Origin of the sequence: Paenibacillus lentus, from assembly GCF_042714055.1 — a bacterium.
Taxonomy (GTDB): domain Bacteria; phylum Bacillota; class Bacilli; order Paenibacillales; family Paenibacillaceae; genus Fontibacillus; species Fontibacillus lentus_A.
On record NZ_JBHGVC010000002.1, the window covers coordinates 394099 to 414509 of the forward strand.

Genomic DNA, 20411 nt, shown 5'->3' on the forward strand with positions numbered 1-20411 from the left:
GTGAGTAAAGGCAAGAAAACGCAAAGACTGGATAAAATTTTGGGCCATCTTGGCTATGGCTCCAGATCAGATATTAAAAAAATGGTGAAGCAAGGCAGGGTAACCCTTAACGGCCTTGTTCCTAAGGATAGCGGCATTCAAAGCAATCCATATGAGGACGAGATTACAGTAGACGGCGAGAGGATCGACTATCGCGAGTTCATATATTTGATGCTGAACAAGCCTCAAGGCGTCATTTCCGCGACAGAGGATCACCGGGATCGGACGGTGCTGGATTTGATTCCGGCGGAGCTTCGCGTATTCAGCCCATTTCCAGTCGGCCGCTTGGATAAGGATACCGAAGGATTCCTGCTGCTGACCAATGACGGACAGCTGGCGCATGATTTGCTATCACCGCGCAAGCATGTGCCAAAGACCTACGAGGCGCATGTGCTGGGTGATGTTGGAGAACGGGAAATTGCCATGTTCCGCGAAGGAGTTACCTTGGATGACGGTTACGTCACGCTACCTGCCGAGCTAGAAGTGCTTGGGCATACGCGGCAGGAGGAGGGGGTTCAGTCCCACATTCGGCTGACGATATCTGAGGGCAAATTCCATCAGGTGAAGCGCATGTTTATGGCGGCAGGCTCGAAAGTCGTATATTTGAAGCGGATCAGCATGGGGCCGCTGACTCTAGATGGTGCGCTGGCTCTGGGCTCGTTTCGCGAGCTGACGGAGGCCGAAGTGGAGCTGTTGAAGACGTACAAGAAATAGCTGCAGCTAGAATAAATCGTTATAGATAATAAAGGAGACATGGAGATGAAATACAAGCTGATCGCTTTGGACGTAGACGGTACTTTGCTGAATGATGATCACGAATTAACGCCAGGAACGGCGGAGACGATCAAGAAAATTGCGGGACAGGGAACGGAATTCGTCCTCTGCACCGGCCGTGCTCCGGGAAACTCTATACCTTTTATGAAGCAAATGGGATTAGAAGGGTATGTCATTACGCATAATGGTGCAGCGACGGTAAATATTCAAACCTTGGAAATTATGCATGAATTCGAGATTGATCCGCTGGCGTTGGCCCCTTATATGGACTATTGCCGCGAGAATGGCGTTCATTTTGATGTGAATACAACCTTCGCCTTGTATGTTCAGGGAGCAGCCGGCTTAAGCCAGGAGGCGCTTGATCTGTACAAACAGTTCATGATGGTGCCGAAGGAACTGCCGCTCTGGGCCGATCTGAGCGAGCCGATTGTGAAGGTGACGATCTCAGGGCATAAGGATGAGATGGATCAAGTATATGCCGAATGGAGCAAGTGGGATAATTCGGAATTTAACATTTTACGCAGCGGTGACTTCTTTATAGACATTACCCACAAGGATTCTTCCAAAGGTGCTGCTTTGCGGAAATTAGCGGAAAAACGGGGTGTCGATGCGGAAAACGTGATGGCGATCGGCAATTATTATAACGATTTGTCCATGCTGACCTATGCGGGTCTTGGCATCGCCATGGATAACTCGCCGGTTGAGGTGAAAGCCGCAGCTAAAGCCGTCACGGCCTCGAACAATGAAGAAGGCGTGAAGCTGGCGCTGGAGAAATATTGTTTTGAAGAATCCGTGCGCTAAAATCAAGATGGCTAGCCATGCTGCGCTAGGCTTCATGCCGCAGGCAGCTCACAAAAAAGGCGAAGGAACCTCCTGGTTCCTCCGCCTTTTTTTAAAATACCAATAACTTGATCATTGTTAGATCAGTTCTTTTCTCCGCTTCCATTAAGGCCTTAAATGAAGGCGCGGGATACGATAACGAGCAGAATGAAGAGCACGAGAATTACTCCAGTCGAAGTGAAGCCTCCTCCAAAGATTTCGCCCATTGTTATTCCTCCCTTTTTAACGGATATGTCCCCCGCGGCTAACGGGATATCGTATTGTATGTTGTGGGGGAAATTTAGTATGGACTACTATCTCTTACCCTAAAGAAAGTGACAAAGACCCGCCGAAGGCTTATGAGGAGTGCTGTCGAAGTCCTTTGGGCAAATGATTTTTAAGCTGTCCGTTGCTGGCTTTGCCCCAGCCGAGCGGGAAGCCGTCTCCCTTGCAGTCGACCGTGACGAGACACCAGCCGTGATAGCGCTCGGGGATCGTCAGGGTATCCCCATGCAAATAAGCCGCGAGCTCAGGAGAGCCTTCCTTTAACGGCCAGACTTGAGCGGCATCGCTCAGGGTTATGGCCATGGCCAGCGCATGGGCAGGCTGGAACCGTCCTTTTTTGAATTCCCCAAGATGGAGGCCGGCGCGGGGCACCCGCAAGCCGTCGAGGCTGTGGGGGGACAGCTGCAGTCCGGCACTGAACGGAAGCCAATACAAGGACTCTCCGAATAAAATGGGCATTCCCTCGCAAAGGCGCTTGCCGAGCCCCGGCAGCTCGCTTCTCGCCCAGTCGATGCAAGCTTCATAAGCGGCAGCTGCATTCTTATTGGGCAGTTCCTCTCTATGCCGTTTTTTTCCACGCTGCTTGCTTTTTGGATGTATTTTATCCGGTTCGGAGCTTTGGTTTTGCAGGCTATCCGGGGCGATATCCTGATGGAAATCTTGATCCCGCTGCAGCAAGGCGACATAATGCCCTTCGCCTTTATGCAGATGCGGCCAGATTCGTTTCTCCGCGATGAGCTTCATATCGGGATATTGCTCCAGCAGGCGTTCGACGGTATCCTCGTTTTCCTGGCGGTTGAAGGTGCATGTAGAATAGGCGAGCCAGCCTCCCGGCTTCAGCATAGCGATCGCTTCCTCCAGAATGTCCCATTGTCTTTCCGCACACAGCTCCACTGCCTGCGGCGACCATTCGGCTATAGCGCCGGGATCCTTGCGGAACATGCCTTCGCCGGAACAAGGGGCGTCCAGCATGATCCGATCAAAAGCGAGCGGGAAGCGTGCGGACAACTCGTCGGGAGCTGCCTGGCTAACCACGACGTTGTGTGCGCCGAAGCGCTCGATATTCTCCGCTAATATTTTGGCCCGTTGGGGATGGATTTCGTTGCTGACCAGCAGTCCTTTGCCCGCCATTTTCATCGCGATCTGCGTCGATTTGCCCCCTGGAGCGGCGGCCAAATCCAGTACGGTCTCTCCGGGCTGTGGGTCTAGCAGCTCCACGGCAGACATCGCGGAAGGTTCCTGAATATAATATAGTCCTGCGGCATGGTAAGGATGCTTGCCTGGGCGGACTTCCTCAGCGTAATAATAGCCATCTTCGCACCAGGGGATGCCTTCCAATTGAAAGCGCTGCTGGATATCGAGCTCTGCCGCTGATCCGGGCTTTATTTTAAGCGTATTGATCCGCAGTCCGTACGTTCGCGGCGTTTCATAGCTGTCGAGGAATGATTGCCCCTCCGTCTCTCCGAGCATAGCCAGCATTCGGGCACGGAAGGAATTCGGCAATTCGGTCATGGACATAAGCTTCTGAAAACTCCTTTTCGCTGTAAAAATGTACTTCGGAAATTTTACCACAACCGGATTTGATCTAAAAAGGGGAATGGATGTTCCTTCTTTAATGTGTCATAATTGGAGAAGCGGTTCTTTTTTGAAGTGAAATATAAAGAGAATATAAGTGTGTAAAGGAGAACGAGTATGAAACTGCTGCAGGCCTTATTTTTCCCTCCAGAGCAGCCTGGAGGCGTATCATCGATGATTCCCTACCTGCAAGACAAGTTCAATCCTCCTCAATGGGAGATGGAATTGTTCTCCCTGCCGAAACGAATCCGGGGCAAGGGGACGGATAAAATTAATTTCCATACCTTTAACTGGCACAAGTACGAGCAAAGTGCAATCGTGCGAAAATATATACAAACCTATCGCGATTATTTATGGTGGACCAGGCTCCGGCTGCAGCAAACCTACGATTTGATCCATGCGCATCATCCAATCGCTGGGCTCGTCATGAGAGAGGTATACCCTGATACGCCGGTTGTGCAAAGCATCCATTCCAGCTATGAGAGGGAGCTTATTCTAAACGGAAAAATCAAGGAAGGCGGCTTGGAGCATCGCTTCCTATGTTCACTTTACAGGGAGCTGGAGCATCGGGCAGATCGGATGTTTACGGTATCCGAATCTTTTCGTGATTATTTATCCCCGCATGTAGAGCACCCGGGGCGGATCGGAGTAATTCGGAACGGCTTCGATGATACGAGATTCAAGCCTATTCCCCATCATAATGAAGTCGTCCAACTGGTGACCGTTTGCCGGCTCGTGCCTGCTAAGGGACTGGATGTGCTCCTGCGGGCTTGTGCGGCGCTTAAGTCTCGCGGGCTCAGCTATGTGCTACATATTATTGGCGATGGGCCCATCCGCCAGGAGTTGGAGGAACTGGCCATTGAGCTTGGTATATATGATGAGACAATATTCTACGGTTATACGCTTCATCCTGAGGAATTCATGCCGTTCTTCGATATTTTTGTACTGCCTTCCCGGGCGGAGGCGTTCGGTTCGGTGTTCGCCGAGGCCGCATTGTGCAAATTGGCGCTGGTCGGTACGAATATAGGAGGAATAGCCGAACAGATTGAAGATGAAGTGAACGGGCTGCTTGTACAGCCGGAGGATCACTTGGCTCTGGCCGGGGCTTTGGAGAAGGTCATTTTGGATAAGGCTTACCGTTCTCGGCTGGCTGAAGCGGGATTGGATAAAGCAAAGAGCTGCTATTCGTTAGACAGAGTCGTTGATGAGTTGAAAAATACGTATTTGCAATTTAAGCCATAAAGCGAGTGAGAGGTATGATTCCATTTCGATTCATTCATGCGGCAGACTTGCATCTGGATAGTCCATTTGCTGGAATGTCCGGCGTGCCTGATCAGCTGCGTCAGCATTTACAACAGTCTACGTTTGCCGCTTTAAACCATTTGGTCGAGCTGGCGATTGCCGAGCAGGTGGATTTCATCGTTATAAGCGGGGACGTATACGATGCCTCCGATTCTTCGCTGCGTGCGCAGCTGCGGCTGCGGGAAGCATGGGATCTGCTTGGCGAGCACGGCATCCCGGTCTATGTCATTCATGGCAATCACGATCCGCTGAATTCGGGCAGGCTGCGTCTAGCCCATCCCGAGCATGTTATAGTCTTTGGTTCCACGGTGGAGAGCGTAACTGCACGGCGGAGAAGCGATGGTCAGCCGGTGGCTGTCATCAGCGGGATATCCTATCCGACCTCAGCGGTTACGGAGAATACGTCACTGCAATTTCGCAGAGACCCTTCGTCCGAGCTGTACCATATTGGCTTGCTTCACGCCAATGTAGACGGACAAGAGGGACATGACGCTTATTCTCCTTGTTCGCTTAGGGATTTGCAGCAGAGCGGATATGATTATTGGGCTTTGGGTCATATTCATAAGCGCCAGATTTTGCACGAATCCCCCTGGATTGTTTATCCGGGGAATCTGCAAGGACGCAGTATGAAGGAGACCGGGGCGAAAGGCTGCTATGTCGTGGACGTGGATCAGCATGGAGCGGCTGAGCTGTCTTTTCGCGCTTTGGATTATGTCCGCTGGCTGGAAGCCGAGCTTTCCATTACGGGATTGCAGAGCGAGGAGCAATTGCGGGATCAGGCTGAAGAACTGATAGAGGAATTGAGAGAGCAGTCCGCAGGAAGACTCCACATCGTTCGTTTCGTCTTGACTGGCAGGGGATCGCTTCATGCAATGCTGCAGACGGGAACCGAGGGAGAGGAGCTTCTTCAGGAGTTGCGGCGCAGGGAAAGCCGCCGCCTAGAGGGTGCGGATATCAGTCTGGAGCCCTTAGCTGGATGTGTATGGCCTGCCGGGCTGAAGGTAAGAACAGGGGCAGAAATAGATCGTTCGGCATTGCTGCAGGAGGACAGCTTTCTCGGCGAACTGCTGCGCATGGTGGATTCCGCAGAGCAAGAGGAGCTGCTGCTGGAGCAGATCGTGAGCTCCGCCCTTGCCCCTGTCAGCGACCATCGCAGGCTTCGCCAGCTAGTTAAGGAGCTCGGGGCCGAAGAGAAGGCTGCTCTCGTTCGACAAGCTGCAGAAATGGCAGTAAGTCTGTTAACGGAACAAGAGGCGAAGGGAGGCGCTCAGCGATGAGGCTGGACAAGCTGCAAGTGAGCGGGTTTGGACATTTAAGCGGTCTGGAGCTGCATCTGCAGGGTCCTGTCACCGTCTTGTACGGGCCGAATGAGGCGGGAAAGAGCACCTTGCTAGGCTTTGTGCGGGCGATGCTGTTCGGCATTCCTTCGCGAACATACGGCCATTTGCGGTATGAGCCGACGCGGGGAGGAGTGCATGGCGGGCAGCTGAGCATCTATGGCGAGGAAGGCGATCGCTGGATCATCGAGCGCTATGCGCAGTCGTCCGAGGGCAGGGCAGCAGGTTCGCGAGGCGAGCGGCTGCGGATTACAAGAACCGATCCCGAGGGAAGACTGTTCGAAGCAGCTGCGGAAGAGATGCAGCGCGAACTATTGGGAGGCATGTCGGGCGACATGTTCAAGCATTTGTTCGCCATCTCGTTGACCGAGCTGCAGGAGGTAGCTGCGCTTCAGTCGGAGGAGCTTAGCCGTTTTCTGTTCCATGCCGGCATCGGCGGCGGAACCGCTGTGCTGCGCGGGGAGAAGAGGATCGTCCAGGAGATGGACAAGCTCTATCGGCCCCGGGGCCGCACGCAGGAAATAGCCCAGCATCTGCAAGGCTATGAACGGCTGCTGCAGGAGGCCGAAGCAGCGAGAAGGCTGCTGCCGCGGTACAATGAAGTGCTCGGGGAGCTGGAGCAGGTGATGAAAGAGCTTGCCGCGTGCGAATCGGAGCGTGATGACTACGGCAGGGAACTGGCGAAGCTGAATAAAGCCTCGCTTATTCGGCCGGATTGGCTATCCCGGGAGAAATTCCGGGTAGAGCTGCGGTCTCTGCCTAATTATGAGGCTTTTCCCGAGCAGGGCTCTGTGCGCTGGATGGCCTTGCAGGAGGAGAAGGAGCGGCTGCTGCTGGATCAGGCGGATTTAACGCGAAGAATCGAGGCCATGACCACGGAAATAAGCAGGTTAACCCCGAACCTGGCGTTGTTGGCCAAGGCGGAGAGTGTAAGAACTCTCTATGGACAGCTTACCGGGTATGAGGCGCGCCTCAAAGAGATCACGGAGCTGCAGGCCGAGCTGCGGTCACTTCGCCAGCGTCTTGCCCAATGCCTCCGCAGCATCGACGCGGCTTGGACGGAAAAGGAGCTTGCCTCATTCGCCGGGACGGTAGGCGAGCGGGAGGCTGTCCGCCAGTTTAGCGGGCGATTTGCTGCTTATGATAAAGAGATGGAGCTGCTGCATAGCGAGCGCTACAAGCTGGAGCAGGAGGCTGCTGCGGCTGAGGAAGCTTACTCGGCAGCCGTGTCCCGCTTGGAGGAAAGTGATAGCGTCGGTAGGCGTGAGTTTGCACAGCTCGTTCCGAGAACCCCGGATGAAACCCGGCGAATCTGGAGTGAGCTGCGGACGGAGCTGGATCGCTGGCATGAAGCCTCCTCGTCCCGATTGAAGGAAGCGCACGCTAGGGAAGCGGAGGCAGTAACCGAGCAGCGTATTCAGGGACTGTACCGCAAGCTGCTGACGGGCAGTGCAGCTTTAACCGTAATTTTGCCCGGGGCTATCTGGCTGTCCTCAGGTTCTGTATGGGGGACACTTGTGAGCTTTGCTATTTTTGCCGGGCTGGATGCGTATTTATGGTTCGGTATGGGCAAAGCGGCGGGGACGAAGCGCAAATACGGAGCTCGGCGATACCCCGGAGAGGATGATTCTTCCCGAGCTGAGACGAGGCTTCGCGGACTGCTGGACAAGCTTGTCTCCGATCCGTTAACGGCGGCAGGGCGCGGGGAAGCAGCTCCCCCTACACCGCTTCACACGGGGGAATGGGAGCGGGAAGAACGGGAGCTGCGCCTGCTTATGGAACATTGGCAGCTGTGGGAGCAGCGGCATGCCGCCCTTGAGGAGGAGGCGGGGCTGCTTCGGCAGCGGGCGGCTGCGGCCGTGAACCGCTGCGAGCACTCGGGGCGGGAGATGTCCAGGCGTGAAGCGTTGTTCGGAGAGCTTGCCCGGGAATGGGAGCAATGGCTGCGCGAGCGCAAGCTCCCGGCCGACTTATCGCCCGAGGCTGCGCTTGACGTGTTCCGTCTAGTTGAACAGGGGAGGGAATGGTTAAGCCGAGTCGAGCAATTATCTGTAAGGCTGTCTATGTTATCTGCGGAAAATAGGGCTTTTGAACATGAGGCGAATGGGATATCCGGGGATTTGATCGCCGTCGCGGCCACGCGGGAAGCTTTGTCGGCTTCTGATGCTGGAAATGAAATGGCCTCTATTGAGGAAACTATGACAGCGTCTATGCATAGATTCGATTCCTTGTCAGAAATTGAAATTGTAGCGGAGGCAGAGCCGGAGGAATCCGCGTATGAATCCGCATCGGGATCTGTATCCGTAGTGAGAGCGGAAAATGGGTCAGGATACACGGATCGTCAGAAGGCTTCGCTCGGCAGGGTCATAATGGAGGCCATATCGCAGCACTCGGCTGCGGAGAAAGCATATGCCGAACGTGGGCTGCTCTCTTCCAAGCTGGAGACACTCAAGGAAGAGCTGGAGCGGCTCAATGACCGGTTGAGTCAGATAGAAGTGAGGGAGCGGGCGTTACTGACGGAAGGCAACGCGGCAAATGGAGAGGAATTTCTTCGTCGCAGCGCGGAGTTCGCCCGCCGTGCCGAGCTGGAGAGAGAAATCCGTCAACTGGAGACGGTCATGTTCTCTGGCCTTGAGCTTGCGAGGCAAAGGCAGCTTGAAGAGCTGTTGAGCAGCTGCTCCGAGGAGGAATTGCATCAGCGACTGCAGGATGCCCAGAAGGCGGCGGATGCGAAAGAGCGGGTCTGGAGAGAGCTTCAGGAGCGAAGGGGACGCTTGCTGCAGGAGCAGGAGGCCCTTGAACGGCGCGGCAGGCAGGAGGACGTTAATCAGCAGCTGGCCGAGCAAAGGGAGGCGCTCCGTGACAGCCTGGATAAATACGCCGTGATGGCTGTATGCCAGGAGTTGATTACCAGAGTCAGGAAGGTATATGAAGAGGAGCGTCAGCCGGAGGTGTTGAGGCTGGCATCCGCCTATTTGCAGCAGATGACGAATGGGCAGTACGAACGCATCGTTCTAAAGATGGGCAGCCAGGAGCTGCAAGCAGAGCATCGCGACTTCGGGGCGATTGGAAGCGCAGCATTAAGCCGTGGAACGGCAGAACAGCTTTATTTGTCCATGCGTTTGGCGCTTGCGGAGGCGGTCTCGCATCATCGCAATATCCCGATCCTGCTGGATGATTTATTCGTCAATTTTGATGCGGCCCGGCTGAACGGTGTCATTTCTGTGCTTAAGGAGGTATCCCTAAAGCGTCAAATTGTGATGATGACCTGTCACCCCCATGTCGTGGAAGGCATACAAGCCCAAATTCCGCAAGCCCAAGTCGTGAACCTGGCTTAAATCCGCTTTCGCTTGTATGAGGCGAGTACGCAGGCCCAGAGCAAAGAGAAGACGCCAAAAGCAGGATATAGTACGGATAGCAGAGAGCTGAAGCCGAATTGACTTGTTACATAGCAAATCATGAGCACGGTTATGGAAATGATAAAAGGCCGGACATTAAGCCGCTGTTTAAGCTGCAGTGTAATACCATAAACGTCGGCGACGAAGGTGCTGAATATTTCCATGAATATTAAAATGATGTAGATGAACTGTATGATGGTTCCCAGTTGTGAGGCGACGCTGCCCATCGGGATCTCGAATTGGCTCACGCCTGGCATGAAGGCGGATAAAGCAAAATGGGCGGCCATCAGCATGAAGCCGATTCCGGCACCGCCTATGATCCCGCCCCATATAATCGTTCGTCGATTCGTAGTATGGCCTCCAATTGGAACGAGCACGGCTTGGGCCATGGAAAGATTGAAGGCGGTATATAATAGGGGGGAAGCCCAGGTGGCAAACAACCCTTTATCCGTGCTTAGGGTGACAAAGCGCATAGCGCTTGGAGAGCTTGCCGTCGATGCAATAATAGCGATGGAGAGGAAGATCATCATCGGTACGACAACGGTGTTGAGCTGCATGACGCCATCGATTCCTCTGCGAAGCAGTATAAAGGTTCCGATCAAGGTAAACCAGAGTCCGATTTGGTAATTCAGGCCGAGGTGCTCCACGAAAACGGAGCCTGCTCCGGCCAGCATGACGCTGTTTACGCCGATTAGGACAATTAGAGTAAATAAGCTTAACCAACTACCGAAGCCATCTCCGAACAGATGGCGGTTCAAATCTTCATACGAAGCCGCTTTAATGTGGTGAGCCAGCAGCATCATTTTGGTGCCCAGCCATATAAACAGAAGCATTGTCAGCAGGATCGTCAGCACACCCCATTTGCCGTACTGGGTGAAGAACTGTAATATTTCGCGACCGGTGGCAAAGCCCGCGCCAACTACGGTACCGATATAGGTGAAAGCAATTTTAAGTACATTCAAGGCATTTTTCATAGTTTTCCCCCTGGCTGATGTGCTATATATAGTACAAGGTATGTTGCCGGGGAATGGGACATGACTTAATCTTGTCCTGCTGTCTCAAGTATTTCCCTATTGAAGCGAAGAAATGAATATGTTAATTTGTTACAAACGAGATGATCCGGGAGGAAAAGGTATGGAGAAATTAAAACAAAGGATTGCAGAAGAAGGCGTGATCGTCTCGGAGCAGGTCCTCAAGCTTGACGCTCTGCTCAATCATCAAGTCGATCCTCAGCTGACGATGGAGATGGGAAAAGAATTTGCTAAGCGCTTCAAGGAGGATAATATTACACGTGTGGTAACGGTGGAATCGTCCGGGATCGCGGTCGCGTTTGCCACGGCTTATGAGCTTGGAGTACCCCTGGTGTTCGCACGGCGGAAGAAGACGCTGCTTGCAGAGTCCGACATGCTCTGTGAACGGGTTCCCTCGTTTACGAAAGGAATTGTGACGGACATTCTGATCTCGCGTGATTTCATTTCGGAAAATGACCGTATTCTGTTTATCGATGACATCATTGCAAACGGCGACGCTGCACGGGGGCTGATCAAAATAGTTCAGCGCGCAGGAGCCGAGCTGGCAGGAGCGGGCATCGTCGTTGAGAAGACATTCCAGTCCGGGGGGAAAGCGATCCGTGAACAGGGAATCCGTTTGGAATCGCTCGTTCAGATTGCTTCGCTTTCCGATGGCAAAGTAACTTTTGCCGAATAAAAAAAATAGTACCAATTTTGCAACAATCCTTTGCAGGGCTTCTTTTTTTCGATATAATGGGAGCACTAGGGAGAGGAGGCAAATCAATGGGGGATCAAAATCAATCTGTTGTAGACGTGAATTTCTTTATTTCCAAGTTGTCCGATGCAAAGGTTATATTTGAACGTGCCCTGGATTGCAAACATACGGAATTTGACGACCTTTATCCCTATATGCTTGAGCATCCCCAGTTCTTTTGGTACAAACGCTATGTAGCCTGGTCTCAGCTTCTGACGATTGCTGGTCTATGCGAGGAGCTGTCTATACCTTGGAAGGATGAATTCAGCCCTCAGCAGGTGGCTTATCTGGAGCAGCGGGTGATGTCGGCAAAAGTGCTTGACTTCTGGTTTGATGATAGCCGGGAGCATGCACAACGTTAAATCAGGGATAAGTTACTGTTTATGCAGCTTGGCACTAAGGTGCGATATAGTAAGACTCCGCGATAATATGCAGCGGGGTCTTTTTCTGCGTTTTTTAGATATTGAAAATAACAAAATTGGCAGCAAGAACATCCTGATGATTGATGTGTTAAAATATGTGCAAGGAGGTGATTGTCCCCGTGATTTCCGATGAACAATTGAACGCTTATCGATTATCCGGCGAAAAAGTGCGGGTCGTGCGCGATGCCATCCCTGAGAATGACATTCGGGGCGTCGTCGTCGCTTGGGATGATACGCATGTATTAATTCGCAGACCGAATCGCAATGTGGTTAAGCTGGATCGAAGCTATATTATACAGCCTTCCCGTGAACCGCGAATTTCGCCGGAGGGATAGCATATTTTTTTACGGACGGGTTAACGTAGTAAGTGTAAGTTCTGGCTCTTTGAGCTGTCAACGACAACTACACTTTACTTTTGGAAAGGGTGTCCGTCTATGTCTCTTGTGAGCGATAAAATAGCTGCATACAAACAGGAAATACATCGTTTTGGCGAGACCATGCCGGGCGTGACGGAGGCATATCATGCTTTTACAGGCGAGAGCTTCGCTGATGGAGCGCTGGATGCCAAGACAAAGCAGCTTATTGCGATTGGAATTGCGTTATCGATGAACCAGGAGGTCTGCACGTTCTATCATGTTAACGAGGCAAAAGCCAAGGGAGCATCCGAAGAAGAAATCTTGGAGACGGTCGCCGTAGCCTCTGCCGCGCTTGCAGGAAATGCTCTATCGCAAGGAGTAACCCGCGTGCAGCAGGCTTTAGAAGCGAGCCCTGCACTGCAATAACAGCAGAAGATCTCCATGTGGTCGGCTGACCCGGCCGCAGAAATGCAGCACAACACCGTGGTTCGATAATAAAGCTGTCCTAGAGGCCTAGAGAGGCTTCGGGACAGCTTTATTTGTGCTATACGGGGAAGGGATGGGTAAGTACTTTTAAGAAGCGAGATGCCGATTTGAGGCCCTCTGCCAGTAGGCGGGGGACAACACATGCCTAGCCTGGAACAGGACGGCTGCGCCGACAGCTAGAGTGATTAAAAAGCAGCCGCCGGCCAGCATAGGGAGCCACGTCCATTCCCAAAGCGTGTTGCCGAGCAGTGTTTGCCAACCGATAAAAATAACACCTAATGAGAAGGCCGCCCCTGTTAGATGAATGATTCTACGACGTAAGGCTGTGGTGATGGAGGAGTGCTCGGTAAGCCAAGCGATGAGAGGAAGCACTTGAAGACCATGAAAACCAAGGCCGTGCAGCCAAATGATATTGCCTTCAAGTCCAGTAAACCGGCTTTGGTTAGCAGAAATCCAAATGCCCGCCGCAAAGGAAAGCAACGTCATCAGCAGTGCGTATCTAATTGCGAGTACGATTTCAGGGCGGGTTTGCGAAGCTTTTCTGCGAAAGAAGGGAATCGAGAAGAAAATGTAAAAGATGACCAGCAGGAGAGCAACCAGGGCGAAGCCATTAGCTATGAAATGATCGAAGAAGGAGCCATCCTTAACAAAACGTGGATTGACCCCGCGGAAATTTTGGAGCGTTTCAGCTATGTAACAATACAGTGCCAATAGTACGAAAGTCCATCTAAAGAAAGCTCTTTGTCGGGGACTCCTGGCGGAAAGCGGGCTGATGGCTGCGGTAGAAATCAAAAAAATGCCGAGTGCAGCATTAAAGGAAAATGCACTGGCAACATTGCCGTCCGGCAATCTCGCGCCTCCATAGAGTATCACCCAGATCCCGCAGATTGCTGCCAGCAAAAAACCTAGTAAGCCAGTCCATACTAGTGCCCGCTCTCCTTCGAATAGTTTTACAGATGTGTTTTTATCAAAGCCTTTTAAGTGTTGATTCATGGTTCAACCTCCAATGGATAGTTACTACTTTCACTTTAGAGGGAGACGAACGGGTGCGGCATCGGGCCGAGGAATTAATTGCCAATTGGTCTGGAGAATGAGTTCGGGGTCGCTTGTAGAAAAAATAAAAAAGATTGTTGACTCTCTTGGGCAGGCGTGATATTATATATCTTGTCGCTGCGGAACATCATCTGCAAGACAACACCATATGCGGTCGTGGCGGAATTGGCAGACGCGCACGGTTCAGGTCCGTGTGGGCTTACCCCCGTGGAGGTTCGAGTCCTCTCGACCGCATTATATTTAAAATGAAAGAGCTCTTGAATTTCCCCTTGTGGAGATTCAGGAGCTTTTTGCATGATTGGGATTTTTATATAAATAACCAGCGGTAGTCTTGGACATAAAATTAATCCAGTATTGCCGCTGGTTATTAAAATATCGTTTTACATCCGCTTAGAAATGGATCCCACGGGTGGCTTATTCAACAAGCGCCTTAATACAGTTTCTTTACTGCTTCGGGGTCAAAGGGAACCCAGTCGTCAATTCTGCCTTCACGGAGCTTACTGGCCCAAGCAGGGTCAGCTATTAATGACCTACCTACGGCTGCCAGATCGAATTCTTCGCGATCAAGCCTTTCGATTAATTCGTCGACTCGACTAAGACTGGCTCCCTTTCCTTCAGCAAAGAAACTCGTTACATCACGATCCAAACCAACCGAGCCTACGGTGATTGTCGGTTTCCCGGTCAGTTTTTTTGTCCAGCCAGCAAGGTTCAGATTGGAGTTTTCGAATTCAGGCTCCCAGAATCGACGGGTTGAGCAGTGGAATATGTCAACGCCTGCGTCAACTAATGGGGCCAAGAACCTTTCCAGCTCATTTGGCGTCTTCACTAATTTGGCTGTGTAATCTGTTCCCTTCCATTGCGAGAACCGCAGCACGATTGGAAAATCTGGGCCTACAGCAAGACGACAAGCGGAGATGACCTCTGCCCCAAACCGGGTTCGTTCTACAAAGTCCCCTCCGTATCGATCCGTGCGCTGATTCGTTTCCTCCCAGAAAAATTGGTCTATTAAATAACCGTGCGCGCCGTGAAGTTCGATACCGTCAAATCCCAGACGCTTGGCTTCGAATGCTGCCTGAGAGAAGGCCTGGATAATTTCCGCAATATCCGATTCGGAGTAATCGTTGACATGGCCTCGAGCACCCATATGCCATATCTGAGGTATAATCTTTCCGCCTGCGTCATGTACCTCAGTCACTATGTTTGCCCAACCTTTCAAGGCATCCGTGCCAAAAAAGTATGGCACATTACTTTGATTGGATGAGTCTGGATGATTAATCACTGTCCCTTCGGTAATGATAAGTCCAACGCCGTTTTCAGCTCTGCGGCGATAATAATCAGCTACATCCGGACCCGGAACCCCACCGTGAGAAAATTGTCTTGTCATCGGTGCCATCACAATGCGATTCGATAGTGTCGTATCCCCAAAGGAAAATGGTTTAAATAATGATTGAACGGATTGCATCTCATTCATAAATATTACCTCCAACAGTTATATTAATGAAAACTTTATGACTTAATCTTCTGGCTTATTATTGACTGCTTAGTCAATAACTAAACAAAAAAATTGATGTTTTACGAAACGAAAGAATCTAAAAGAGTCACCTCCTTTTATTAGTGGTACGCACCCAAAGATTTATTTTTTACCTGATGGTCAAAAACTTTGCAGAAAAAATTATATTTCTAGTAACGCAAACGCAGTGCGCAAGTTCATTTCGATCTTCTCATTTGAAGCTCCAGATTTCTCCAAAATTTTAGCACCGATAAAAATGTTGTTCAGATATGCAGCTAGTTCTCTACTGGTACGGAGATTCGTAATCACCTGCTGCTCTTGGCCGCTCCGGATGACTTTTTCAAGTATTTGTTCAACCTCGGACAACATTACCTCAATTTCTTTAGCTACCTCCTGATCTTCGGTTCCGAATTCTAAAATGGAGTTCACCATAAGGCATCCTCGTCGATTTATTTCGCTCTCCTCAGAAAGTGAAACACAGGCAATGGCCTCAAGTTTCTTTAGCGGAGGCATATCCTGTGCGGCCAAATCTTCCAAGATGGCTGTGCTTCGCTCTCGATAAAGCGCTAATGCCTTTAAGAACAAGGATCGTTTGTCTTTAAATACCCCATACAAGCTTTGTTTCTTTACCCCCGTTTCACGAGTCAAATCTTCAAAGGATGTCGACTTAAAACCTTTTGCCCAAAATGTCTCCATGGATTGCTGCAATGCACAATTAACATCAAATTCTCTTGGTCTGCTCATGAGTTAAACATATCATTTCTTGACTACTCAGGCAATAAAATCCAATTATTAAGAGGATGCTGATTGGCAAGCGAATTCTCATAACAGGCTCGATTGGCGGTGTCGATTCATAAAAAATTACAAGCGAACAGGGCCTCCTGCTCGCTTGTAATATTCAAAGTAGGCATCATTGTATACTAGCATGAATCCTTCAGGAATAAAGGACACTTGCCTTCTCGGGTTGATTATTATTTTTCCGTAAACTTTGCTGTTCTTGTTGTGTTATTCCAATCCACTTTAACATCAAGTATTTCAGCAAGCTGTCTGACGGGTAAGAATGTCACGCCATTTTTAACCATGGGCACGGCATTTTCCAAATTCACCTTTTCTCCATCAACCAGCATTTCCGATTTTCCGACCTGCATAAGGATACTTTTATCATTTTTATTTAATATAATTTTTTTATCGCTTTGATCCCAGTTCACTTCAAACCCGAATCCGTCCGCAAGTGCTCTTAGTGGAATCATAGATCGCCCATTCTCGATAAACGGATCTGCCCCGGTTCCGGCTACGGTATTGAGATATTTCCCATTCAAGAGAACGACTACACGATTTTTCTTAGCATCTTCACAAGAGGGAATAGCTTGGCTTACTCTCTTATCATCTACCACTATACCCATTTCAGCAGCGCTTCCGTCGCGGCTCTCATAACAATTAAGGATTGGTTCAACATCTGACCAAAAGAAATCATCAGCTGCATACGCTAATCTTCCGGTCATTAGAACAACAAGTAAACTCATGGTTGTAATAAATTCCCATTTTGTTTTTAACAAGATCATCATCTCCAGCTTTAATTCCTATTTGATTTTTGAAGCTTCAGACTATAGCTCTCATTGATGGCATCCAAGTTTTTTTGCGGAAGTTCATCGATATATCCTTGCGGTACAGTAAGTCTCTTTTCAATATGTTTTTTTATCCGATCCACAATCTCTTCAGCGGTTAACTTCTTTGGGGTATAGTTTTCTTTCGATTTCGCGGCAACCCGATTCCCGTCTTTATCAAAAGATTCAATTCTTCCGTCTGGATATTCAACGGTCACATTAAAACCTGCAACTTGTTTATCGGTCGGGATTTTTGGAACAGATCCTGCCGCATAAGCGGCAGCACCGCCTCCGCCAAGCAAAGCGATGGCAGAAGCAAGAGACAGTACCAATACCGGCTTGTTCATTTTCTTCTCATTCATAAGATTAATAAGTCTCCTTTTCATATGTTTTTTAGGATTGCACAGACTGCTTGTGCAAATTACATTCTTTCTCATAACGCCATATTCCAGCATAGATAACAATGTTTCACCGTAACTTTTTCTGCCCTCTATATCCATGTGCTGAACGACCTTTTCATCACAGGAGAGTTCGCAGAACATGGAAATCTGCCTGTTCAGCGTGTAGGCTGCAGGATTAAACCAATGAATTGCATTTGCTGCAAAAACAATCAGCTTTATAAACAAGTCGCCGCGTTTTAAGTGGACGAGTTCATGGGATAGAATCATGGCAAGCTCTTTTTCGCCAAGGGGGATATCCGGCAATACAACAATCGGATTCCACAACCCCATAATCAATGGGGTGGTTACATGAGGGCTTGCAATGACTTGTACAGGGCATTGTCCAGCATGACATGCTCGGCTCCCTCGGAAGATGGAACGCTTGAACGCCCGGTACTTTCGGATATTTACCACAAAAAAAGCAGTGGCTCCAACAGCCCAAATCATAGTTGCGATGAGCATAAATTCCTTTGTGCTGCTAAAGCGCCTTAGCTCGTCAAATCGTTGCATAATCCAGAAGGAGACGTTGGCCGCGGTTTGCTCAATTGTTGAGACTTGGGCATATGGCTCCGCAATCATTCCCGCATCCTGAATGTGTTTTGAACCTGAATAGGCAGAGGGGATAAGAGAGACTAGTCTGTTTATAATCTCTGATCCGCCAAGAAGAAAAAATACAGGAATCAAGCCAGAATAATAATGCCATGTTTGAGAAAAGTATTTTTGTGTGACGGGATTTAGACTGTACTGCAAAATCCAAAGGATCGTACCGGCGAATGAGGCAATGATGAGAAACGAAACAAAGTCCATCATCATTTCTTGCCATCCTTGCGGGCAAACCAATCTTTAAGCTCCGCTATGTCGTCTTGACTGAGCTCTTCGTCATCAACCAGAGCTGCAATGAAGTTCTTTACTTTCCCGTTGTATAAGCGGCTGAGAAAGGAGCGGGTTTCGTATTTTTTATACTCGCTTAACGTTAAAGCGGGAGCGTAATAATTCGTCTTGCCGCTCAAGGATTTAGTCAAATATCCTTTCTCGATGAGTCGATTCAGTATGGTCGATAACGTTGACGTTTTCCAGTCTTTGTTTTTGAAAATGTCCAAAAGCTGATTGACCGTTACGGTTGTTGCTGTTTCCCAAATCACCTCCATAACTTCCAATTCGGTTTCGGACAGTCTTCCTAAGTTTTTCATTGGGCGCGCACCTCAATTCTTTACTGCGACAACTTGTCGTAGATTGAATATACGACGAGTTGTCGCAGGTGTCAATGCCTAAATTTCCATATGCTTCAAATTAACTTCCTGCCTATGAAGATACCAGTCCAATCGATATGCTATACTATCAAGTGATCGATAACCAAACAGATGAATTCCATCGCTCTTTAAGAGGTGCAATAGGATGAAGAAAGAACTGACGTCAATAAAGCAAAAGCGGTTGAACAGTATTTTGGATGAAGCGACCAAGCTATTGATCGAGAAGCCGAATGCTTCCATGCATGAAATTGCCGAATCTGCCGGAATCGGCGTCGCAACGCTGCACCGGTATGTGGAGAGCCGGGAGCAATTGATGATTTACTTGGGGCTTCGCGCGATTGAGGTCGTCAGCGAGACGATGAAAAACATTCGGCTGGATGAGGAGAACTGTGAAAGCTACATCCCGGAGCTGATTGAAGCCTTAATTCCGCTCGGGGATAAAATTTATTTTCTGGCCCATGACGCCACCGTCAATTACAATCGGGAGATCGAGGGAGCGGATCGGAAGCTTCGGGAGCCTGTACTGCGTGCGATCGGTTTGCTGCAGCAGAAAGGGTATTTTCACCGGAATGTAGATAAGAACTGGATTGTCAATGTTCTGTATTCACTTCTGTTCCTGACATGGCAGCAGGTCATAGAAGGGCATATTGCCAGAAAATCCGCAGCCGCATTGGTTGTGGATACGTTTTATCATGGTTTTAAGGCGAAGGACTAATTTTTCCTGAATTCGTGAATGACGCCTGATAAGTGGCTAAGAAGCATAATACGGGAATTCTTAAAAGATGCTCATAAAGCTTGCAGAGCCTGTTCTAAATGGGACAGGCTCTTTTTCCATTTAACAGTTTAGCATCATCGCTTTGGTTTAAGGAGAAAGTTGACTTTCGCCTAAATTTGATATAATTTTATTTCAAAAGATATATTTATATATCACTTTTAGATGTCTATAAAACTTATCTTAGATTTTTAAATCAAATCGTGAAAAGTGGGGGATGCTCATGTTCATTCAAAATGCGATGGGAAAAATCAACATTTCAAAAGAGGCAATCTCCAAAATCATTGGCAAATCGGCAAATGCGACCAGCGGAATCGTATACATGTCAGCCGGAGTTGTCGAGAACTTCGCCAACTGGTTAAATGGTAACCGTCTGCATAATGGGATCGAATTAAAGGAATCGGACAGGGGACTGGATATCATCTTAAGCGTAATCGTCCAATACCGTATGAAAATGCCGGATGTCTGTGCGGTACTGCGATCCAATGTTCGAGAGGCCGTCGAGAGTTTTACCGGATTGAGCATCGGCTCTATCAACATCAAAGTTGTGGGAGTATCAGAATAATGATATCGGCTGAAGGAGCAATTACCATTTTAAAGGCTGATGGCCGATCCGCGGTTGGCGCTAGACTTAATCAAATGGCATTGGAATATATGGCATACACACTTGCCGGATCCGAGAAGAAGCGCATCGTTTCCGGCACGTTTCGCAAGCTGTGGAAATGGAAGGGAAACCGCTTTAGTCATCAATATGCCTTTGAGGCCAGAGTCGGAGGACAAACACTTGGAATGATCACATGTTATCCGATCCCTGTGTTAAAACGCCTGGCATGGCCAACCTTTAAACAACTGCTTGCTTATCGGAAGCTGGGACTTATTGGATATAATCTTCGACATGTTAAATCACTGTATTCAATGATCACTATGAAGGAAGGGGAGGATGATGAATTTCATATTGGAACCATCGCCGCCTTGCCGGAAAGCAGAGGATTGGGAATAGGTTCACGGCTTCTGGCGTTTGCGGAGGAACAAGCCGCTTTGCAAGGTTTTGCCAAATGTTCCTTGACTGTAAAAAAGGAGAACGAACTTGCCTTTAAATTATATAAGCGTATGGGTTACCAAATTACGGGCGAAATTAACAAGCCGGCTTTTTCGTTATATAGAATGGCTAAAATGCTCGTATGACTGCATGTAGAGCAGACATCCAACAGCATACCTAATAAAA

At 49.4% G+C, this 20411-nt stretch carries 21 protein-coding genes and 1 tRNA gene; 13 read left to right on the plus strand and 9 right to left on the minus strand.

Annotated features, from left to right (window positions below):
* Both ACE3MQ_RS05475 and ACE3MQ_RS05480 read left to right on the plus strand, forming a co-directional pair.
* The gene (locus tag ACE3MQ_RS05475; protein WP_379391419.1) at positions 1 to 753 is read left to right on the plus strand and encodes a pseudouridine synthase; all 753 of its coding nucleotides are present in this window, start codon (positions 1 to 3) and stop codon (positions 751 to 753) included.
* 45 nt (positions 754 to 798) lie between these two features.
* A complete protein-coding gene (locus tag ACE3MQ_RS05480; RefSeq protein WP_379391421.1) occupies positions 799 to 1614 on the plus strand; it encodes a Cof-type HAD-IIB family hydrolase in 816 nt (271 codons plus the stop codon).
* A gap of 152 nt (positions 1615 to 1766) precedes the next feature.
* On the opposite strand, the gene ACE3MQ_RS05485 is transcribed toward ACE3MQ_RS05480, so the two are convergent.
* Positions 1767 to 1859 (minus strand): YjcZ family sporulation protein, encoded by a 93-nt coding sequence (locus ACE3MQ_RS05485; RefSeq protein WP_379391423.1) that lies wholly within the window; start codon positions 1857 to 1859, stop codon positions 1767 to 1769.
* Between the two features lie 130 nt (positions 1860 to 1989).
* Positions 1990 to 3435, minus strand: coding sequence for an RsmB/NOP family class I SAM-dependent RNA methyltransferase (locus tag ACE3MQ_RS05490; protein WP_379391425.1), 1446 nt, complete (start codon positions 3433 to 3435; stop codon positions 1990 to 1992).
* A 174-nt stretch (positions 3436 to 3609) separates the two neighbouring features.
* On the opposite strand from ACE3MQ_RS05490, the gene ACE3MQ_RS05495 reads away from it, so the two are divergent.
* From ACE3MQ_RS05495 to ACE3MQ_RS05505, 3 genes are read left to right on the plus strand one after another with little or no spacing between them, the layout of a single operon-like run.
* The gene (locus ACE3MQ_RS05495) at positions 3610 to 4734 is read left to right on the plus strand and encodes a glycosyltransferase family 4 protein (RefSeq protein WP_379391427.1); all 1125 of its coding nucleotides are present in this window, start codon (positions 3610 to 3612) and stop codon (positions 4732 to 4734) included.
* Between the two features lie 14 nt (positions 4735 to 4748).
* Positions 4749 to 6071 (plus strand): metallophosphoesterase family protein, encoded by a 1323-nt coding sequence (locus ACE3MQ_RS05500; RefSeq protein WP_379391429.1) that lies wholly within the window; start codon positions 4749 to 4751, stop codon positions 6069 to 6071.
* On the plus strand, positions 6068 to 9469 hold the full coding sequence (locus ACE3MQ_RS05505) for an AAA family ATPase (protein WP_379391431.1): 3402 nt from the start codon (positions 6068 to 6070) through the stop codon (positions 9467 to 9469). The genes ACE3MQ_RS05500 and ACE3MQ_RS05505 overlap by 4 nt, the downstream gene beginning before the upstream one ends.
* Here the strand turns inward: ACE3MQ_RS05505 and ACE3MQ_RS05510 are convergent.
* The gene (locus tag ACE3MQ_RS05510) at positions 9466 to 10503 is read right to left on the minus strand and encodes a YkvI family membrane protein (protein ID WP_379391433.1); all 1038 of its coding nucleotides are present in this window, start codon (positions 10501 to 10503) and stop codon (positions 9466 to 9468) included. The genes ACE3MQ_RS05505 and ACE3MQ_RS05510 overlap by 4 nt on opposite strands.
* Positions 10504 to 10663: 160 nt before the next feature.
* On the opposite strand from ACE3MQ_RS05510, the gene ACE3MQ_RS05515 reads away from it, so the two are divergent.
* From ACE3MQ_RS05515 to ACE3MQ_RS05530, 4 genes are all read left to right on the plus strand, one after another.
* Positions 10664 to 11236 (plus strand): xanthine phosphoribosyltransferase, encoded by a 573-nt coding sequence (locus ACE3MQ_RS05515; protein ID WP_379391435.1) that lies wholly within the window; start codon positions 10664 to 10666, stop codon positions 11234 to 11236.
* A gap of 86 nt (positions 11237 to 11322) precedes the next feature.
* Positions 11323 to 11655 (plus strand): hypothetical protein, encoded by a 333-nt coding sequence (locus ACE3MQ_RS05520; protein ID WP_379391437.1) that lies wholly within the window; start codon positions 11323 to 11325, stop codon positions 11653 to 11655.
* 179 nt (positions 11656 to 11834) lie between these two features.
* Positions 11835 to 12050: a hypothetical protein gene (locus ACE3MQ_RS05525; RefSeq protein ID WP_379391439.1), complete on the plus strand. Its 216-nt coding sequence runs from the start codon at positions 11835 to 11837 to the stop codon at positions 12048 to 12050.
* Between the two features lie 99 nt (positions 12051 to 12149).
* Entirely contained in the window at positions 12150 to 12497 is a 348-nt protein-coding gene (locus ACE3MQ_RS05530) for a carboxymuconolactone decarboxylase family protein (RefSeq protein WP_379391441.1), read from the plus strand.
* A gap of 147 nt (positions 12498 to 12644) precedes the next feature.
* Here the strand turns inward: ACE3MQ_RS05530 and ACE3MQ_RS05535 are convergent, their stop codons facing one another.
* Positions 12645 to 13550, minus strand: a complete 906-nt coding sequence (locus ACE3MQ_RS05535) for a hypothetical protein (RefSeq protein WP_379391443.1) — start codon at positions 13548 to 13550, stop codon at positions 12645 to 12647.
* A gap of 210 nt (positions 13551 to 13760) precedes the next feature.
* Between ACE3MQ_RS05535 and ACE3MQ_RS05540 the strand changes: the two genes are divergently transcribed.
* A tRNA-Leu gene (locus ACE3MQ_RS05540) sits at positions 13761 to 13844 on the plus strand.
* A gap of 196 nt (positions 13845 to 14040) precedes the next feature.
* Here ACE3MQ_RS05540 and ACE3MQ_RS05545 read toward each other — a convergent pair.
* From ACE3MQ_RS05545 to ACE3MQ_RS05565, 5 genes are all read right to left on the minus strand, one after another.
* Positions 14041 to 15081: an NADH:flavin oxidoreductase gene (locus tag ACE3MQ_RS05545; RefSeq protein ID WP_379391445.1), complete on the minus strand. Its 1041-nt coding sequence runs from the start codon at positions 15079 to 15081 to the stop codon at positions 14041 to 14043.
* A 201-nt stretch (positions 15082 to 15282) separates the two neighbouring features.
* A complete protein-coding gene (locus ACE3MQ_RS05550; protein WP_379391447.1) occupies positions 15283 to 15864 on the minus strand; it encodes a TetR/AcrR family transcriptional regulator in 582 nt (193 codons plus the stop codon).
* A gap of 227 nt (positions 15865 to 16091) precedes the next feature.
* Positions 16092 to 16676, minus strand: coding sequence for a copper amine oxidase N-terminal domain-containing protein (locus tag ACE3MQ_RS05555; RefSeq protein ID WP_379391449.1), 585 nt, complete (start codon positions 16674 to 16676; stop codon positions 16092 to 16094).
* A 17-nt stretch (positions 16677 to 16693) separates the two neighbouring features.
* Positions 16694 to 17977 (minus strand): M56 family metallopeptidase, encoded by a 1284-nt coding sequence (locus tag ACE3MQ_RS05560; protein ID WP_379391451.1) that lies wholly within the window; start codon positions 17975 to 17977, stop codon positions 16694 to 16696.
* A complete protein-coding gene (locus tag ACE3MQ_RS05565; RefSeq protein WP_379391453.1) occupies positions 17974 to 18354 on the minus strand; it encodes a BlaI/MecI/CopY family transcriptional regulator in 381 nt (126 codons plus the stop codon). Before ACE3MQ_RS05565 ends, ACE3MQ_RS05560 begins: the two co-directional genes overlap by 4 nt.
* Positions 18355 to 18559: 205 nt before the next feature.
* Here ACE3MQ_RS05565 and ACE3MQ_RS05570 point away from each other — a divergent pair, with 205 nt between their 5' ends.
* From ACE3MQ_RS05570 to ACE3MQ_RS05580, 3 genes are all read left to right on the plus strand, one after another.
* Positions 18560 to 19129 (plus strand): TetR/AcrR family transcriptional regulator, encoded by a 570-nt coding sequence (locus tag ACE3MQ_RS05570; protein ID WP_379391455.1) that lies wholly within the window; start codon positions 18560 to 18562, stop codon positions 19127 to 19129.
* A gap of 280 nt (positions 19130 to 19409) precedes the next feature.
* On the plus strand, positions 19410 to 19751 hold the full coding sequence (locus ACE3MQ_RS05575) for an Asp23/Gls24 family envelope stress response protein (RefSeq protein WP_379391456.1): 342 nt from the start codon (positions 19410 to 19412) through the stop codon (positions 19749 to 19751).
* Positions 19751 to 20371 carry a GNAT family N-acetyltransferase gene (locus ACE3MQ_RS05580; RefSeq protein WP_379391458.1) on the plus strand — a complete coding sequence of 207 codons (621 nt, stop codon included), beginning with the start codon at positions 19751 to 19753 and terminating at the stop codon, positions 20369 to 20371. The genes ACE3MQ_RS05575 and ACE3MQ_RS05580 overlap by 1 nt, the downstream gene beginning before the upstream one ends.
* The last annotated feature ends 40 nt before the right edge of the window (positions 20372 to 20411 follow it).

What these genes read in the sequence shown, in the direction of transcription:
- ACE3MQ_RS05480 (WP_379391421.1), top strand. Translation starts at nt 799, where the DNA reads ATGAAATACAAGCTGATCGCTTTGGACGTAGACGGTACTTTGCTGAAT.
- ACE3MQ_RS05485 (WP_379391423.1), bottom strand. Translation starts at nt 1,859, where the DNA reads ATGGGCGAAATCTTTGGAGGAGGCTTCACTTCGACTGGAGTAATTCTC.
- ACE3MQ_RS05490 (WP_379391425.1), bottom strand. Translation starts at nt 3,435, where the DNA reads ATGTCCATGACCGAATTGCCGAATTCCTTCCGTGCCCGAATGCTGGCT.
- ACE3MQ_RS05495 (WP_379391427.1), top strand. Translation starts at nt 3,610, where the DNA reads ATGAAACTGCTGCAGGCCTTATTTTTCCCTCCAGAGCAGCCTGGAGGC.
- ACE3MQ_RS05500 (WP_379391429.1), top strand. Translation starts at nt 4,749, where the DNA reads ATGATTCCATTTCGATTCATTCATGCGGCAGACTTGCATCTGGATAGT.
- ACE3MQ_RS05505 (WP_379391431.1), top strand. Translation starts at nt 6,068, where the DNA reads ATGAGGCTGGACAAGCTGCAAGTGAGCGGGTTTGGACATTTAAGCGGT.
- ACE3MQ_RS05510 (WP_379391433.1), bottom strand. Translation starts at nt 10,503, where the DNA reads ATGAAAAATGCCTTGAATGTACTTAAAATTGCTTTCACCTATATCGGT.
- ACE3MQ_RS05515 (WP_379391435.1), top strand. Translation starts at nt 10,664, where the DNA reads ATGGAGAAATTAAAACAAAGGATTGCAGAAGAAGGCGTGATCGTCTCG.
- ACE3MQ_RS05520 (WP_379391437.1), top strand. Translation starts at nt 11,323, where the DNA reads ATGGGGGATCAAAATCAATCTGTTGTAGACGTGAATTTCTTTATTTCC.
- ACE3MQ_RS05530 (WP_379391441.1), top strand. Translation starts at nt 12,150, where the DNA reads ATGTCTCTTGTGAGCGATAAAATAGCTGCATACAAACAGGAAATACAT.
- ACE3MQ_RS05535 (WP_379391443.1), bottom strand. Translation starts at nt 13,550, where the DNA reads ATGAATCAACACTTAAAAGGCTTTGATAAAAACACATCTGTAAAACTA.
- ACE3MQ_RS05545 (WP_379391445.1), bottom strand. Translation starts at nt 15,081, where the DNA reads ATGAATGAGATGCAATCCGTTCAATCATTATTTAAACCATTTTCCTTT.
- ACE3MQ_RS05550 (WP_379391447.1), bottom strand. Translation starts at nt 15,864, where the DNA reads ATGAGCAGACCAAGAGAATTTGATGTTAATTGTGCATTGCAGCAATCC.
- ACE3MQ_RS05560 (WP_379391451.1), bottom strand. Translation starts at nt 17,977, where the DNA reads ATGATGATGGACTTTGTTTCGTTTCTCATCATTGCCTCATTCGCCGGT.
- ACE3MQ_RS05565 (WP_379391453.1), bottom strand. Translation starts at nt 18,354, where the DNA reads ATGAAAAACTTAGGAAGACTGTCCGAAACCGAATTGGAAGTTATGGAG.
- ACE3MQ_RS05570 (WP_379391455.1), top strand. Translation starts at nt 18,560, where the DNA reads ATGAAGAAAGAACTGACGTCAATAAAGCAAAAGCGGTTGAACAGTATT.
- ACE3MQ_RS05575 (WP_379391456.1), top strand. Translation starts at nt 19,410, where the DNA reads ATGTTCATTCAAAATGCGATGGGAAAAATCAACATTTCAAAAGAGGCA.
- ACE3MQ_RS05580 (WP_379391458.1), top strand. Translation starts at nt 19,751, where the DNA reads ATGATATCGGCTGAAGGAGCAATTACCATTTTAAAGGCTGATGGCCGA.